Origin of the sequence: Microbacterium gubbeenense DSM 15944, from assembly GCF_000422745.1 — a bacterium.
Taxonomy (GTDB): domain Bacteria; phylum Actinomycetota; class Actinomycetes; order Actinomycetales; family Microbacteriaceae; genus Microbacterium; species Microbacterium gubbeenense.
This window is the reverse complement of sequence record NZ_AUGQ01000024.1, coordinates 1-13,777: the sequence shown is the minus strand read 5'-3', so window position 1 is coordinate 13,777 and position 13,777 is coordinate 1. Positions and strand designations below refer to the sequence as shown.

Genomic DNA, 13,777 nt, shown 5'->3' with positions numbered 1-13,777 from the left:
CCATACTGCGGATCACGGGTGATACTGGGGGCATGCGGACAGCGAAGATCATCGGAGTGGCTGTGGCATCGGTCCTGCTTCTCGTCGGTTGTGCAACGTCGTCGCCCGGCACGGACGGCGCCGACGGCCAGCCCATGCCCACCGCGACGGCCAACGACGACGGCACCTTCAGCGTCTCGACGATCGTGCCGTACACGGTCGTTGACGACCTGGCCGCCGGCGACGACCCGCAGATGTGCATCGGCATGGTCGCCGATACGGCGCCGCCGAAATGCTCCGGCATCACGCTGACCGGGTGGGACTGGGATGAGGTCGACGGCGATGTCCAGGAGCAGGACGATGTCCGCTGGGGCCTGTTCACCGTCGAAGGCGACTACGCGCCCGACGAGGAGACCCTTGCCGTGACATCGGTCGACACCGAGGCCACGGATGAGTTGCCGATCGACCCCACGTGCAAGGGCGACGAGTGCGTGCAGCCGACCGATGAGCTCACCGACATCTCGTCCGACATCATGTCGTCGACCCCCGGGGTGCTGTCCTCGACCGTCGACGGCTTCGGCACGGTCAACGTGAGCGTCACCTTCGACGACGGGTCGCTGCAGAACTCCTTCGACGAGGAGTACGGCGCGGGAATCGTCAAGGTCACGTCGGTCCTCGTGCCGACCGCCGGCTGATCCGCGGCAGGTCAGTCGCCGAGGATCACGAGCTCTTCCGTCGCGCGCGTCATCGCGACGTAGCGGTCGACCGCGCCCTCGATGCCGCCGCCCAGCGCGGTCGGGTTCACGAGCACGACGAGGTCGAACTCGAGCCCCTTCGACTGCTCGGCCGTCAGCACGGCGACGCGCGGCCGGTCCGGCAGGTCCAGCTGACCAGCGGATCCGATCACGCACGCCGTTCCCTCGTCGTGCGCCGCGAGCCACTCGTCGAGAACCGACCGGAGCGCGTCCGCGGGACCGCGGCGCACCGGGATCCCCGATGAGCGCACGGACTTCGGCACGTTCGCGTCGGGGATCGCCGCGCGGATGGCCGGCTCCGCCTCGGCCATGATCTCGGACGGCGTGCGGTAGTTGATCGACAGCGACGACACCGACACACGCGAGAAGCCGACGGAAGAGAGGCGCTCGTCCCACGGCTGGGGGAAGCCGTGCCGGGCCTGCGCGCGGTCGCCCACGATCGTGAAGCTCTTCGAGGGGCAGCGCCGGATGAGCATGCGCCATTCCGCGTCCGTCAGCTCCTGCGCCTCGTCGACGATGACGTGCGCGAACGGGCCCGCGAGCTGATCGATCGGCAGCGTCGGGAGCGCGCCGTCGTCGATCAGTCGCTCCTGCATGTCGGCCGCGCCGAGCATGAGCGCCGACGACTCGCCGTCCTCGTCGGCGTCGGTGAGGTAGTCCACGACGGTCTCGATGCGCTCCCGCTCCGACGCCAGCGCGCGGTCGTACGCGCGGCGCCGGGCGGTCGCGACGGGGTCTCCCATGAGGTCGCGGGCCGCGTCGATGAGCGGCAGGTCGGCGAGCGTCCACGCATCGCCGCGGCCTCGTTGCAGAAGCTCGATCTCCGCGGCCGACAGCCACGGCGCGTGGCGTGCGAGCAGGGCGGGAGACGTCCAGAGGGCGCTGACGAGCAGCGCCGGATCCAGAATGGGCCACCGGCGCTCGAACGCCGCACGCAGCCCCGCGTGGCTCTCGAGCTCGCGCCGCGCGAGATGCGGCGGCATCTCCGTGACGTTCGAGACGATGATCTCCAGCAGCTCGTCCCAGACGATGCTCTGCGCGTCGTTGTGAGACGTTCCGTCGTCGGCCGCTTCGAAGGCCTCGGCCCATTCCTCGGGCTCGATCGCGATGTCGGCCCACGACGTCGGCACGACGATCTCGTCGGTCGGCGGCCGTTCGTAATCGCGCACGACGCCGGCGACGACGTCCTCGAAGCGCGCGGATCCCTTGAGGGCCGCGATCCGCGGATCCGGTTCGGGCGATGCCGACTCGCCCTCCGCGGTCAGCCGGCTGAGCGTCGCGACTATGACGCTGTCCTCGCCGAGGCTCGGCAGCACGTCGTCGACGTAGGACAGGTAGCGATCGTTCGGGCCGACGAACAGCACCCCGCCCCCGCCGCGCTGCGAGATGAGCTGGTCCGCGTAGAGCAGGTAGGCGGCGCGGTGCAGCGCGACGACGGTCTTGCCCGTGCCGGGGCCGCCGTCGACGACGAGCGCGTCGCGTGCGCCGGCGCGGATGATGGCGTCCTGATCCGCCTGGATCGTGCCGAGGACATCGCGCATCTGCGGCGACCTGGCGGATCCGAGGCTGCGGATGAACGCCGACTGGTCGTCGAGCGCCACGTCGTGCTCGCGTGCGTCGGCGTCGAACACCTCGTCCCAGAAGTCCGTCACGCGACCGAGCTTCCACCGGAAGCGGCGCCGCATGACGAGCCCCATCGGGTTCTGGTGGGTCGCGGCGAAGAAGGGCTCGGCGGCCGGCGCGCGCCAGTCGACCAGCAGTCGCTTCCCCTCGGGCGAGACCAGCCCGGTGCGTCCGATGTAGAGCGTGTCGCCGTCGGCCGCGACGATCTTTCCGAGGCACAGGTCGATCGCGAACCGGCGCAGCATCGTCTGCCGCGCAACGAGGCCGTAGACGGCGATGTCGCGATCCATCGCGTCCTGGCCGTCGCCGTCGGCCCGCCGCGCATCGGCCAGGCGCCGTTCGACGTCCGCGCGCGCCGCGGCGAGGGCGCGCTCGATCTCCTCGAGCCGCGCCTCGTCGGCGCCGATCACGGCGGCGTCGGATTTATCGGCGAGATGGGCGGGCAGCGCGAAAACAGAACTCGTCACGGTGATCCATTCTCTCGAACGCGGGCGGCGGGGAGGCCGGCGAGCAGGTCCTTTGTCCGCGATTCCCAGCCGAACCCCGCGGATGGGCCAGGATGGGGGCATGACGAATGCCGATGCGAGAGTGGGGCGCCGCCTCGACGAAGAGCTCAACGAGTTCCAACGCGCGGAGAACAGCCCGGACTACCGCGTCGACATCGAACGGATCCGCTTCTCCCCGTACTTCTCTCGGCTGTCGGCCGTGACGCAGGTCATCGCGCAGTCGGGTGCGGGGCTCGCGGTGCACAACCGCCTCACCCACTCGGTGAAGGTCGCCGCCGTCGCGCGTGCGATCGCCATGAATCTGCATCGCGACGAGGGACCGACCGGAAAGCTGGTCGAGGAGCTCGGCGGGTGCCATCCCGTCGTCGTGCAAGCTGCCGCGAGCGCGCACGACATCGGCCACCCGCCGTTCGGGCACCTCGGCGAGCAGACTCTCGATCGGCTCGCGCGCGACCGGTTCCGGCTGCGAGAGGGCTTCGAGGGCAACGCGCAGACCTACCGGATCATGACGCGCCTCGACGAGTACGACACCCACGGCGTGGGACTGAACCTCACCCGCGCGGTGCGAGCCGCCGTGCTCAAGTACCCGTGGCGGCGCAGCGAGGGCGGCGACCGACGCGGATCCGCGAGCGACAAATTCTCGATGTACGCCGTGGATGTGGCCGATGCCGAGGACGCCCTCAGCGCCTACGGCGAGATCGCCCCGGGGCAGCAGACGATCGAGTGCTCGGTCATGGACATCGCCGATGACATCGCGTATTCGCTGCACGACCTCGACGACTTCTATCGCGCGGGCCTGCTCAACCAGGCGACGATCGCCGGCGAGTTCCGGGCGTGGCGACGCGACCTCGCCGAGTTGCGCACGCTGCAGACGCCCGCGATCAAGGCGCAGAATCGTGCGCCCGGACACTCGCTCGAGCTGCTGTGGCGCCGACTCGAGCACCGGGATCCCTGGATCGCCGACAGCGACGCGTTCGACGCGGCGGTCGCGCGCGTGTCGGACGAGGTCGTCGACGGGCTGCTGACGGTTCCGTTCGACGGATCCCTCGCGGCCGATCGCTCGCTCGCGCGCTTCACAGCGGAATGGATCCGTCACCTGCAGTCGTCGGTAGAGGTGCACCGGGATCCGGCGCACCGTTCCGGTCACGTGAGCCTCAATCGAAGGGCGTGGCACGAGGTGGCGGTGCTGAAGTTCCTGCACGAGAGGTTCATTCTCGACCGCGCCGACCTGGCCGTGTATCAGCGGGGACAGGCGAGCGTTCTGGTTCGTCTCGTCGACGGGTTCGCCGCGTGGCTCGACGACCCGCACGACGTGCGCCGAGCGCCGCGGCGGTTGATCGACCTCGTCGAGCTCGCAACCGAGGACTACCTGGGGCTGCGCTCGGAGCGCCCCGAACTGCTCGATGAGACGAGTCAGACGGAGCTGCATCGCCGCGCGGTCGGGCGCGGGGTGATCGATTATGTCTCTTCGCTCACCGACGCGCAGACGACGCACCTGGATGCCCTGTTGTCGGGCCATACGGAGCGATTGTGGGACGCGGGTCAGGGCCTCTGATCGCACACGCACGCACCGCTCGTTGTGAGGATCGGGCCCGTCGGGCATAGACTTGCGCCCGGACTTGGTCAGTGCTGCGGAAAAACGTGCGCGGGCGCTTCGACGACGAGCACCATCGGCCCCACAAGGGCTGAGATGACCCCGGTGACCTCGTTCTTGACGGCCGCGATGCGCGGCACACCGCGCTCTGCGCGCAGAAAGGACTTCAATGCTCGATTCCAACCTTCAGGCCACTCTTGATGGTGTCCTCGCTCGTAACCCGGGCGAGCCGGAGTTCCACCAGGCCGTTCACGAGGTCTTCGATTCGCTCTCCCTCGTGCAGGAGCGCCACCCCGAGTACAACGACATGGGGATCCTGACGCGGCTGTGCGAGCCGGAGCGTCAGATCATCTTCCGGGTTCCGTGGGTCGATGATCGCGGCGAGGTGCAGGTCAACCGAGGTTTCCGCGTCGAGTTCAACTCCGCGCTCGGTCCGTACAAGGGCGGGTTGCGATTCCGCAGCAACGTGAACCTCGGAATCGTGAAGTTCCTCGGTTTCGAGCAGATCTTCAAGAACTCCCTCACGGGCCTGCCGATCGGCGGCGGCAAGGGCGGCAGCGACTTCGATCCGGCCGGCAAGTCCGACGGCGAGGTCATGCGCTTCTGCCAGTCGTTCATGAGCGAGCTGTACCGCCACATCGGCGAGTACACGGATGTGCCCGCGGGTGACATCGGCGTCGGCGCCCGCGAGATCGGTTATCTCTTCGGCCAGTACAAGCGCCTGACGAACAAGTACGAGACGGTCCTGACGGGCAAGGGCCTCGACTGGGGCGGTTCCCTCGTGCGCACCGAGGCCACCGGCTACGGCGCGACGATCTTCGCGCAGGAGATGCTGAGCGCGCGCGGCACCAGCCTTGAGGGCCGCAGGGTCTCGGTCTCCGGATCCGGCAACGTCGCGATCTACGCGATCGAGAAGGTGCACCAGCTCGGGGGCATCGCGATCACCGCATCGGACTCGACGGGCTACGTCGTCGACGAGGATGGAATCGACCTCGAGCTGCTGAAGCAGATCAAGGAGGTCGAGCGCGGCCGCATCAGCACGTATGCCGAGCGCCGCGGCGGGCGTTCGCGCTTCGTCGCCGGCGGATCCGTGTGGGACGTGCCAGTGGACGTCGCGCTCCCCTGCGCCACGCAGAACGAGCTGCACGAGAAGCACGCGAAGACGCTCGTCGAGAACGGCGTCATCGCCGTGTCCGAGGGCGCGAACATGCCGTCCACGCCGACGGCCGTCGAGATCTTCCAAGAGGCCGGCATCGCGTACGGTCCGGGTAAAGCGGCCAACGCCGGCGGCGTTGCGACGAGCGCGCTCGAGATGCAGCAGAACGCGTCGCGCGACACCTGGTCGTTCGAGTACACCGAGGGGCGCCTGACGGACATCATGAAGGGCATCCACCAGAACACGCTCGAGACGGCGGAGGAGTTCGGTCGACCGGGCAACTATGTGGTCGGCGCGAACGTTGCGGGCTTCCGCAAGGTCGCCGACGCGATGATCGCCTTCGGCGTGATCTGATCCGCTCGATGTAGAACTGTGGCCGGTGGGAACTTCCCACCGGCCACAGTCGTGTCACGCCGAGATCACTCTGCGGGCAGAACGAGGTCCTGTCCGGAGAAGATGAGGTCGGGGTTCGTCACGCTGTCCTGGTTGACGGCGAACAGGCCGAGCCAGCCGCTCGAGAGCTCCAGCTCGTCGGCGATCTTGGCGAGGGTGTCGCCGGACTCGATCGTGTAGGTCTCGTCCGACGCCTCTACCTCGGGGAGGTCGTACGCGGGTGCCTCGGGCTCGGCGGCCGGGGCAGGAGCCTCCGCGGCGGGCGCCGGTGCTTCGGCGGGGGCTTCCGCCGGGGCCGGCTGCTCCGCGGGTGCGGGCTGCTCCTGTGCGGGAGCTTCGGCGGGGGCCGGCTCCTCAGCCGGGGCAGGCTGCGGCTCGGCCGCGCCAGTCGCACCGATCTGAGCTGAACAGCTCGGCCACGCGCCCCAGCCCTGCGTCGCGAGGACGTTCTCGGCGATCCGGATCTGCTCCTCGCGAGACGCGTCCGCGGGGTTGCCGACACCGCCATTCGCCTCCCACGTCGGGAGCGAGAACTGCAGTCCGCCGTAGTAGCCGTTTCCGGTGTTGATCGCCCAGTTGCCGCCCGACTCGCACTGCGCCAGAGCGTCCCAGGTCGCACCATCGGCCGCGTTCGCCGCGGTCGGCACGAACGTCACCGCTGCGGCCACCGCCAGAATGCCGGAGGCGATAGCGCCACCGCGTGCGAAGCGGCGCTTGGGGGAAACGGTGGGGGTAGTTGTGTTCTGATCCACTGCGAACTCCTCGGCCTCGTCTGCGCGCATTTCCTGCGCATCGCCGCCCGGCCGTGCAATCGACATCATGGAACGAAGGATTCTTGGGGCGGCTGCGACGGCCATCCTTCGCGGTTCAGTGGCCCACCCTACGCCTTGATCACGAAAAGATAACAACTCGGTTCAGCAAGTTGACAGCGAACGCACGAGTATGCCGACGGTCGCATACGTTGACGGGTCGAGTGTCAGTACGTCTCGATATCCACGCGTCCTCCCCCGTTGAGGGGTCCGAGAAGGGCATCTTCGGAGCTTGTCGCGCGCGATTCCCGCATGAGTTCAGCTTGGTCCGACCACTTGGCTCAGCGCGGTCGGCGGGACTGCTGCGGGTGATCCCTGCCGAAACGTGGTCGTCGACGTCACCCGCAACGGTCGGCAACGCTACTGCTCGGTGCGCTGCGCAAATCGTGCGGCCGTGCGACGGCATCGGATGCGCGCGTCGTCGCCCCGGGCGGCACGCTCGGATGAGAACGCGGCGACGTCGTCATTCGGAAGGGATAACGATCCACAGGGCGACGTATACCGGGATCGCCCAACCGAAGAACAGCACCCCCACGATCGTGAGTAGTCGGACAAGGGCGCGGCTCATGTTGAATCGCTGAGCGATGGCGGAACACACGCCGCTGATCATGCGGCCACGGCGGGGGCGTACGAGCTGACGAGTCATGGCGCAAGGTTAATCACCAGGCGCGTTGCGTGAGTCGCCAGGCGGTGGATTCGGGGGTTGTCCCCCGGGCTCCTTCACCCCCGAAGATGCCGGCGCGCGATCATCGGCGCGGTGTCCAGCCCATCGGCATCGGTCCGTCGCTGAGTGCTCGTTCCATGTCGGCTGCCGCTGACCATCCCTGCGCCGCATTCTGGCCGTCGACTCCACCGCGGGCGAGGCGGAACCCGACGTCCTCGTGGTGCATCTGCGGACCGCCGCCCCGGCGCACCGAGGCGCGCACGCTCCAGGCCTCGTCTGCGTACCCGCCGCCGCGGAAAACGCGATAGTCGTCGTAGCGCGCAGGATCGAGGAAATCCCAGCACCACTCCCAAACGTTGCCGAGGGTGTCGAAGAGACCGTGCAGGTTGGGCAGCTTTCCACCGACCGGCTGCGGTGTGGTGACACCGTCCGCCGCAGTCCATGCGACATCGACGAGAGGGCCGTAGTGCGGTCCTGTCGAGCCTGCGCGGCAGGCGAACTCCCATTCTGCCTCGGTGGGCAGACGATATCCGTCGGAGTCCACGTGCCAGGTCACCTCCTCGCCGTCGAAGGTGTACGCGGGATCCGATCCCTCCCACTCCGACGCGGCGTTGCAGAAGCGGATCGCGCGCTGCCAGCTGACGTCGGCGGCGGGGCGCCGGGCCTGTGGCCGGTCATCGACCACACCCAGCAGCTCGGACATTTGCTCCTGTGTGACGGAGAAGGTGCCGATCTCGAATGTCGCGAGCGCGACCTCCCGGCGGGTGCGTCGGCGGGCGTCCTGGAGCACGATCGTACCCGCGGGGATCCTCACCATCTCAATGTCCTGCACTCCGACACCCTATCGAGCGGGGCAAGGCAGAGCGGCCCGCGATGCCTGTGGCGTCGCCGGCCCTGACTCTCTCCCCGTCTCCGGAGAGCTTCCCCCGCTCAACGAGGCTCGGCCTCTTGCGGAGATCAGGTGCCCTCTCGCGCGATCATGTACGTGCGGATCTCGGCGATCTTCGCCGACTTCGTGGCGCCGGCGAAGCGGATCGCTTGGCTGAACGGGGTGCGATCTGGTCCGTTCTGCAAGTATCCGTCGCAGGATGCGAGGCGCCCGTGGGTCACGATCGACTGGAGCACGAGCCGATCCGGCGACTGCTGCGGAATCGCGTCCCGCGCACTGCCAGGCCCGGTGTAGGTACCCGTACCGACGAGCGTCCACGACGCGTCCTCCGACAGCCATGTCGAAAGTGCCTCGTGGTCTCCGCTCGCCCAGTTCGCGATGAAATCTCCCACGATCACCATGCGTGGGGCATTGCCGCAATCGGCGGGAAGAATGACCTCCATGACCTGCCTCTCCTGTTCTCTCTACGCGGTCGACGGTACGCGGTCGATGCGCAAAGGTCACGGATCGATATGTGGCGAGTGCAACGCGTCTCGGCCTCCGTCCTGGCCTGTCGCTTTCTGCGGTCGCACAGTTTCGTAGGGTGGGAGGGTGGAGGAGCTCGAAGCGACGCTGAGGGACGCCCGTCGGAAGAAACGGCGCGAGGCGATTTTGCTCTCGCTCGTCGGCGCGGTCTTCGTTGCCGCTGGCGTTTTCCTGCTCTTCGTCGTGAAGAGCCCATGGATGGGTGCCATGAGCATCTGTTTCGGGCTGATGGGCATCCTCGCCGGACTCGTCGAACTGCGGGGGCGCACGACCCTCACCACAGACATCATGCTGACTGTCTCGTGTTTCCTCTTCGCCCTGACAGGGGCGCTGATGATCTTCTCGGGCGTTCTCGCACCAGATTCATGGGGTTGGCGCGGCGGCCGTGCGGGAATCATCGGCGGAGGACTCGCGCTCGCGTTCTTCGGACCGGGAACAGTCATCCTCGTGATTGTGACTGTTCGCAGACATCGGGCGCGCTCGAGGCGCTGAGCGACGCTGCGCGCGCACCGGCGAGGAAACGATCGGTCCCTGCCGGAACCAGATCCATCGTCCTGGGCGGCGTCGGGCGTCGATTCAGCCGGTCACGAGCGCGAGCACACCTGTTGCGATCAGCGTGGTCAGCGTGGTCCAGAGGATGATCGAGATTCCCTGCCACAACAGCACCCACCCCTTCGCAACGCCCGTCGAGACCAATAGAGCGGACGTGAACTGTGTGGGAATGGCGAGCGGACCCAGGATGCTGGCCCCCGGCACACCGAATCGTACGAGGAACCGCTTGAATCGCCGCGCACCCTTCGACTCGGTTTTGGGCTCGACGACGGAGCTGTCTGGGCCCACCGCCCGGTCGATCACGGGCTTCGCGACCACGGCGAACTCGGTGCGTCGCATACGGCGCGCGACGATCCTTGTTCTGATGCGCGCGCCGAAGACGACGACCACGGCGACAGAGGCGAAGTTGCCGGCCATCGCGGCTATGGCGGCGATGAACGGGTCCAGCCCCGCCCACACGCCGAGAACGGAAGCGAGCTCGCCCTCGACGAATGGTATCGCTGCGGCCACCGCGACGATGAGCGGCTGCACCAGGATCGGCACCTGCGACATGAGGTTCTGAAGAAGGTCGAGCACGTTCATGCTTTCTCCTTTGTGGGCTCAGCGAGCACTCTGAGTACCGCCGCTGGGACAGCGGAACGGAGGCGTTGGCGAGGGAAAGGGGTGCGTCAGCGGTTCGCCACGACAGCATTGGCGATGAGGGAGTTCGCGACAACGGCGATCATCGTCCGAGTGACGGCGGCCGCGGCAGCGCCAGCCGCAATGTCACCGCGTTCCAGAGTTTTCGCCCTCTCGGCCGTCGCGGAGGACCACGGAATCTCCCGATCGAAGACCGGAAGCGCGCCACTCGCCGACACGAGCGCTGTGAGCGCGGCGATGCGTGCTGTGGGTTCTGCTCCGTCGACGAGTACGGCGCGCATCGCCGTGACGAGCTCGGTGCGTCGACCAGAGTCGCCGTCGACCAGCGCTGATGAGGAGAACAGCCCGAGCACGCGCTTGCTCACTCTGCGGAGGTCACCGCGTTCGATAAGACGCTCCAGCACGGGTGTGCGCAAGGTCGGACCGTTCGCCGCGAGAACGCCTTGGACTCCGCGGGGCTTCTGGCTGATGTAGTCCCACATCGGGCGGAGCAGTTCATCTTCGGGACGCTCACCGGTCGCCCGGACGAGAGTGCCGCGCAACCCGGCATCCTCAATCTCAGCGCCACCGCTTTCGGCGAGATCGATCAACACGCCGCCCGCGAGCACATAGAAGAGGATGTTCTCCCCCGCGATCGTTCCTGATGAGGGCTGAAACAGCGTGAGTAGGAGGTCCTCAGTGACCAGGGTGCGCGTGCGCTGCGGGCGGCTGCTGTTATCGGTCATGAATCAATACTAGCACAGTGTACTAGCACAGTGTGTCGGTCACGTAGGATCGATCAAGGAGGATCTGTATGAGCACACGTGATCGAATCATCGCTGCGGCGACGGCGATGATGCATGAGGGTGCTCCGCGACTGAGCGTGCGGGCAGTCGCTGCTCGTGCTGACGTCGGCGCGAGCACGCTGCGCCATCACTTCCCGACGCAACGCGATCTGATCAACGCGGCCCTCACCGCGACGTATGACTCGGCCATGCCCGACGAGCGCATCCGTGACACCTCGGTTCCGCCGCGCGAACGGCTACGCGAATGCATCTGGCGGTTGCTGGAGCCCTTTGGCGCTCCCGCAGAGGCGCGGGAGCTGTGGACCAACCTGCTTCGCATGTTCGCGGAAGCGGAAGCCGACACGAACACTCGAGCCGGCTACGCCGTTCTCATGGCCGAGGCAGAGCGTCGCGTCGGCGCGTGGCTCGCGATCCTTGAGGAAGAAGGGGCGCTGCCTCGCGGCGACAACGCCAGGAGGACGGACCTCCTACTCACTATTGTCGACGGTTTGTCGATCGCTCGCGCGATGCCGCTCAGTGAAATGCATCTCGAGAACGAGGTCGCAACCTTAAGCCTCGCCGTCGACGCAGTCTTCGACGTCGATTTTCCACTGCGGCCGATGCCGTAGGGATTGCGGCATCACCAGGCGGCGCCGGACACTGATCCTGGCTCTTCCCAGATGAAGGTGTAGGTCGGCCGGGAGCGTCGGTCCGCAGATAGACGTCGAGGTCTCCCGACGATGGACGTTCCTACGCCATCCATCCGAAAGACCTCGACGTGCGCGACGCTACCCCGCCGGCCGGCTTCGGCCGCCCTGACCTGACCGCCTTCGCGGCTCATCCCAATCGGCTCTGATCGGGTCTGCTGACCCTCTCGACGAGAACGCAGCGACATCACAGCCACCCAACCCCGACCGTCCGGGAAGCCGGGGCACGTCACATGGGCTGTGCTGCGGGCGTGTTGAGTGGGTAGTCCAGGGGCGACGCAGGAGCGTCGACGCGGCGTGCTGAGAGGTGGTTCCAACCGAGCGCTAGGACACAAGCTACAGGCATGGCGATAGGTCAGGAACGGCGTCGCTCCCTGCGCAGGAGGGAGCGCAGAGTCTCGGCGTTTGCGTAGCCGACCCGTAGCGCGATCTCGGCGGAGGTGAGGTCCGTGGTTGCTGAGAGGTGTCGAGCTCGTTCGGTGCGAAGCCGTTGGACGAAGCCGAGCGGAGTGAGGTTGAGCGCCGCACGGACTCGTCGTTCGAGGGTGCGCCGGCTGGTGCCGAGCGACTGCGCGACGAAGGCGACGTTGAACGGTTCGTCCAGGCGGGCGCGCACGAAGCGTTCGAACTCGACGACGATCGGGTCCTCGTGCCGGAGATGTTCGTAGGCGACGAAAGCCGCCTGCGACGGGCGCTCGTCGATGATGAGGAGCTTGGCGACATGTTGGGCCAGGTCGGGGCTGATCGATCGCACGAGTGAGAGCGCGAGGTCGATGTGGGCGAAGGCGGCGCCGGCGGTGACGAGGTTCCCGTCGACCACGACCATGGTGTCGAGATCGAGGGCGACGGTCGGATAGCGCTTCCGGAACTCCGGCCCCAGGAACCAGCTGGTCGTCGCCCTCCGATGATGCATCCGCCCGGTCTCGGCGACGGCGAACACGCCGGTGCACGCCGCGGCGATCCGGGTGGTCGCGTCGTCGAGGCGCCCGAGTGAGGCGATGACCGAACGAGCATCTCGGCTCTGGAGGGCGTCGTGGGTCGCGGCGGCCGTGAGGGTTCCAAGCGCAGGGACGACGACCACGTCGAACTCTCCGGGCTCCGGCAGCGGGTGGTCCACCGACAGGGTCATCGATGCCGTCGTGGTCACTCGCCGTTTCGGTCCGAGGATGGCGAGTTCGATCGGGTCGATCCGCGGGTCGACATCGCCGCGGGCTCCGTCGGCCACCCGCACGATGTCGATGATCGACGCGATAGCCGAACCGAAGCAGCCGTCGATCGCGATCAGTCCTATACGCATGGCGCTAATAATAGCAATACTGCCGTATACGCCACTCCCCACCGGCCCTCGCTCGTCGTAAGCTGAACTCGTCCCACGAAGAACCCCGACGTCAAGGAGAGTCCCTCATGTCCACACCCTCATCACTTCCGTATGCCTTCGTCGCCAAGATCGTCGCGGCCGATGGACAGCACGACGCGGTCGCAGATCTGCTCGCCGGCGCTGTCGCGCTCGCCAACGAAGAAGTAGGAACGATTGTCTGGTTCGCGGCTAGGACCCACGCCGACACCTTCTGGATCTTCGATGCATTCCCCGACGAGGCCGCTCGCGACGCCCACGCTAACGGCGCCATCGTCGCAGCCCTGATGGCCAACCAGCACCTCCTCGGCGCAGCACCCGAGATCCTGGCGGCCGACGTCCTCGCGTCCAAGCTCCCGTAGTCCGCCAACGCACGAGACGATCGCGCCCCGCCGAGTCGGTCCGCAGATAGACGTCGAGGTCTCCCGACGATGGAGGCTCCTACGCCATCCATCCGAAAGACCTCGACGTGCCCGACGCTACCCCGCCGGCCGGCTTCGGCCGCCCTGACCTGACCGCCTTCGCTCGACTCGACGGCTGAATCGGCCTGGTTTTCGTTCCGTTCTTCAAGCAAGGATGGAACACGATGAATCAGAAGTACTCGCCCGAGATGCGTGAGCGTGCGCTGCGGATGCTCGATGAGGCAAAGCCGGATCATCCGAACCTGATGACCGCCGTTCGACATGTCGCTGGCCTGCTGGGCATGAGCGCGGAGACGTTGCGGGTGTGGCATCGCCGCCGCGAGGTCGACGCGGGCCAGCGGCCCGGGGTGTCCAGCGACGTTGCCGAGGAAAACGCGCGGCTGCGTCGCGAGGTCGCCGAGTTGAGGCGCGCCAACGAGATCCTCAAGGCGGCGAGTGTGTTTTTC

Annotated in this window: 16 protein-coding genes and 1 pseudogene; 8 read left to right on the top strand and 9 right to left on the bottom strand. The window is 67.3% G+C overall.

Annotated features, from left to right (window positions below):
• Nucleotides 1-32: 32 nt before the first annotated feature.
• Nucleotides 33-674: a hypothetical protein gene (locus tag G510_RS0111495; protein WP_157560577.1), complete on the top strand. Its 642-nt coding sequence runs from the start codon at nucleotides 33-35 to the stop codon at nucleotides 672-674.
• A gap of 11 nt (nucleotides 675-685) precedes the next feature.
• On the opposite strand, the gene helR is transcribed toward G510_RS0111495, so the two are convergent.
• A complete protein-coding gene (helR, locus tag G510_RS0111490; RefSeq protein ID WP_245563331.1) occupies nucleotides 686-2,824 on the bottom strand; it encodes an RNA polymerase recycling motor ATPase HelR in 2,139 nt (712 codons plus the stop codon).
• A 100-nt stretch (nucleotides 2,825-2,924) separates the two neighbouring features.
• Between helR and G510_RS16645 the strand changes: the two genes are divergently transcribed.
• A complete protein-coding gene (locus G510_RS16645) occupies nucleotides 2,925-4,418 on the top strand; it encodes a deoxyguanosinetriphosphate triphosphohydrolase family protein (protein WP_084644339.1) in 1,494 nt (497 codons plus the stop codon).
• A gap of 68 nt (nucleotides 4,419-4,486) precedes the next feature.
• On the opposite strand, the gene G510_RS18315 is transcribed toward G510_RS16645, so the two are convergent.
• Nucleotides 4,487-4,627 (bottom strand): hypothetical protein, encoded by a 141-nt coding sequence (locus G510_RS18315; protein WP_157560575.1) that lies wholly within the window; start codon nucleotides 4,625-4,627, stop codon nucleotides 4,487-4,489.
• Here G510_RS18315 and gdhA point away from each other — a divergent pair.
• Nucleotides 4,627-5,967 carry an NADP-specific glutamate dehydrogenase gene (gene gdhA, locus G510_RS0111475; RefSeq protein WP_029153741.1) on the top strand — a complete coding sequence of 447 codons (1,341 nt, stop codon included), beginning with the start codon at nucleotides 4,627-4,629 and terminating at the stop codon, nucleotides 5,965-5,967. The two genes, G510_RS18315 and gdhA, sit on opposite strands and share 1 nt — an antisense overlap.
• Before the next feature lie 65 nt (nucleotides 5,968-6,032).
• On the opposite strand, the gene G510_RS19020 is transcribed toward gdhA, so the two are convergent.
• Nucleotides 6,033-6,827, bottom strand: coding sequence for a transglycosylase family protein (locus G510_RS19020; protein WP_211219186.1), 795 nt, complete (start codon nucleotides 6,825-6,827; stop codon nucleotides 6,033-6,035).
• A 298-nt stretch (nucleotides 6,828-7,125) separates the two neighbouring features.
• On the opposite strand from G510_RS19020, the pseudogene G510_RS18865 reads away from it, so the two are divergent.
• A pseudogene (locus tag G510_RS18865) lies at nucleotides 7,126-7,233 on the top strand (CGNR zinc finger domain-containing protein); the annotation flags it as partial.
• Between the two features lie 45 nt (nucleotides 7,234-7,278).
• Here G510_RS18865 and G510_RS0111465 read toward each other — a convergent pair.
• From G510_RS0111465 to G510_RS0111455, 3 genes are all read right to left on the bottom strand, one after another.
• Nucleotides 7,279-7,461 (bottom strand): PspC domain-containing protein, encoded by a 183-nt coding sequence (locus G510_RS0111465; RefSeq protein WP_029153739.1) that lies wholly within the window; start codon nucleotides 7,459-7,461, stop codon nucleotides 7,279-7,281.
• A 100-nt stretch (nucleotides 7,462-7,561) separates the two neighbouring features.
• Nucleotides 7,562-8,296: a formylglycine-generating enzyme family protein gene (locus tag G510_RS0111460; RefSeq protein WP_036323050.1), complete on the bottom strand. Its 735-nt coding sequence runs from the start codon at nucleotides 8,294-8,296 to the stop codon at nucleotides 7,562-7,564.
• A 140-nt stretch (nucleotides 8,297-8,436) separates the two neighbouring features.
• Nucleotides 8,437-8,811, bottom strand: coding sequence for a nuclear transport factor 2-like protein (locus tag G510_RS0111455; RefSeq protein WP_029153737.1), 375 nt, complete (start codon nucleotides 8,809-8,811; stop codon nucleotides 8,437-8,439).
• 148 nt (nucleotides 8,812-8,959) lie between these two features.
• On the opposite strand from G510_RS0111455, the gene G510_RS0111450 reads away from it, so the two are divergent.
• Complete coding sequence (locus G510_RS0111450) at nucleotides 8,960-9,385, top strand: hypothetical protein (RefSeq protein WP_029153736.1); 426 nt, start codon at nucleotides 8,960-8,962, stop codon at nucleotides 9,383-9,385.
• Nucleotides 9,386-9,469: 84 nt separating this feature from the next.
• On the opposite strand, the gene G510_RS0111445 is transcribed toward G510_RS0111450, so the two are convergent.
• Nucleotides 9,470-10,027: a hypothetical protein gene (locus G510_RS0111445; RefSeq protein WP_029153735.1), complete on the bottom strand. Its 558-nt coding sequence runs from the start codon at nucleotides 10,025-10,027 to the stop codon at nucleotides 9,470-9,472.
• 86 nt (nucleotides 10,028-10,113) lie between these two features.
• Nucleotides 10,114-10,809, bottom strand: coding sequence for a GOLPH3/VPS74 family protein (locus G510_RS0111440; protein WP_051216704.1), 696 nt, complete (start codon nucleotides 10,807-10,809; stop codon nucleotides 10,114-10,116).
• 68 nt (nucleotides 10,810-10,877) lie between these two features.
• Between G510_RS0111440 and G510_RS0111435 the strand changes: the two genes are divergently transcribed.
• A complete protein-coding gene (locus G510_RS0111435; protein ID WP_029153733.1) occupies nucleotides 10,878-11,477 on the top strand; it encodes a TetR/AcrR family transcriptional regulator in 600 nt (199 codons plus the stop codon).
• Nucleotides 11,478-11,910: 433 nt separating this feature from the next.
• Here G510_RS0111435 and G510_RS0111430 read toward each other — a convergent pair whose 3' ends face one another.
• Complete coding sequence (locus G510_RS0111430) at nucleotides 11,911-12,852, bottom strand: GlxA family transcriptional regulator (protein WP_029153732.1); 942 nt, start codon at nucleotides 12,850-12,852, stop codon at nucleotides 11,911-11,913.
• Nucleotides 12,853-12,959: 107 nt separating this feature from the next.
• Here G510_RS0111430 and G510_RS0111425 point away from each other — a divergent pair, with 107 nt between their 5' ends.
• Nucleotides 12,960-13,271, top strand: a complete 312-nt coding sequence (locus G510_RS0111425; RefSeq protein ID WP_029153731.1) for a putative quinol monooxygenase — start codon at nucleotides 12,960-12,962, stop codon at nucleotides 13,269-13,271.
• A gap of 224 nt (nucleotides 13,272-13,495) precedes the next feature.
• A partial coding sequence (locus G510_RS0111420) for a transposase (RefSeq protein WP_029153754.1) occupies nucleotides 13,496-13,777 on the top strand: 282 nt, incomplete at its 3' end.

Bases quoted from the DNA above. Each gene is read 5' to 3' on its own strand.
- G510_RS0111495 (WP_157560577.1), top strand. From the start codon at position 33: ATGCGGACAGCGAAGATCATCGGAGTGGCTGTGGCATCGGTCCTGCTT.
- G510_RS16645 (WP_084644339.1), top strand. From the start codon at position 2,925: ATGACGAATGCCGATGCGAGAGTGGGGCGCCGCCTCGACGAAGAGCTC.
- gdhA (WP_029153741.1), top strand. From the start codon at position 4,627: ATGCTCGATTCCAACCTTCAGGCCACTCTTGATGGTGTCCTCGCTCGT.
- G510_RS19020 (WP_211219186.1), bottom strand. From the start codon at position 6,827: ATGATGTCGATTGCACGGCCGGGCGGCGATGCGCAGGAAATGCGCGCA.
- G510_RS0111465 (WP_029153739.1), bottom strand. From the start codon at position 7,461: ATGACTCGTCAGCTCGTACGCCCCCGCCGTGGCCGCATGATCAGCGGC.
- G510_RS0111460 (WP_036323050.1), bottom strand. From the start codon at position 8,296: ATGGTGAGGATCCCCGCGGGTACGATCGTGCTCCAGGACGCCCGCCGA.
- G510_RS0111455 (WP_029153737.1), bottom strand. From the start codon at position 8,811: ATGGAGGTCATTCTTCCCGCCGATTGCGGCAATGCCCCACGCATGGTG.
- G510_RS0111445 (WP_029153735.1), bottom strand. From the start codon at position 10,027: ATGAACGTGCTCGACCTTCTTCAGAACCTCATGTCGCAGGTGCCGATC.
- G510_RS0111440 (WP_051216704.1), bottom strand. From the start codon at position 10,809: ATGACCGATAACAGCAGCCGCCCGCAGCGCACGCGCACCCTGGTCACT.
- G510_RS0111435 (WP_029153733.1), top strand. From the start codon at position 10,878: ATGAGCACACGTGATCGAATCATCGCTGCGGCGACGGCGATGATGCAT.
- G510_RS0111430 (WP_029153732.1), bottom strand. From the start codon at position 12,852: ATGCGTATAGGACTGATCGCGATCGACGGCTGCTTCGGTTCGGCTATC.
- G510_RS0111425 (WP_029153731.1), top strand. From the start codon at position 12,960: ATGTCCACACCCTCATCACTTCCGTATGCCTTCGTCGCCAAGATCGTC.